The sequence below is a fragment of the Mesorhizobium sp. M0140 genome, assembly GCF_040322475.1.
Taxonomy (GTDB): domain Bacteria; phylum Pseudomonadota; class Alphaproteobacteria; order Rhizobiales; family Rhizobiaceae; genus Mesorhizobium.
The window spans coordinates 1-639 of sequence record NZ_JAMYTM010000090.1 but is presented as its reverse complement, the minus strand read 5'-3'; the positions used below and the strand labels follow the sequence as shown (position 1 = coordinate 639).

The 639-nt window shown below is 68.4% G+C and carries 1 protein-coding gene; it reads left to right on the top strand.

Annotated features, from left to right (window positions below; translation table 11 throughout):
* Positions 1–13 precede the first annotated feature (13 nt).
* The coding region (locus tag NKJ37_RS31970; RefSeq protein ID WP_352776447.1) for a cadherin-like domain-containing protein at positions 14–639 on the top strand (626 nt) is incomplete at its 3' end.

The window sequence follows — 639 nt, the reverse complement described above, 5'->3', positions numbered from 1 at the left end:
CGAGGGCGGCATCGTGAGCGGCAACGTGCTGACGGACGGCACGGACGACGTGTTCGGCGCCGACGGCGCGGCGGCGGGCGGCGGGGTTGTCGGCGTGGCCGCCGGGAGCAACACCGCGGTTCCTGTGAGCGGCGGGCTTGGCGCCGGCATTCCCGGGACTTACGGCACGCTGACACTGAACGCCAACGGCAGCTACAGCTATGACGGCCTGCCCAACGTGGTCCCGCCGGCCGGCGCGACGGAGACCTTCGTCTACACCATCATGGACGGCGACGGCGACCTGTCGACGACGACCTTGACCATCAACCTGTCGGATAGCGGCCTTGCCGCCTCCAATGACGACCTGACGGTCAACGAGGCGGCGCTGCCGATCGGCAGCAACCCGTCGAGCACCGCCGAGACCATCGCCGGAACGGTCGTCGACAATGTGTCGGGCGGCACCGGCCCCTACACCTACGCCCTGGTGGGCAGCGGCACCGGCACGCACGGCACGCTGACCTTCAACGCCAACGGCACCTACAGCTACACGCTGACCACGCCGGTCGACGGCGCCGATGCCAACAACGGCACCAACACCGTCAACAATGTCGAGACCTTCACCTACCAGGCGACCGACGCCAACGGCAACACGATCACCAA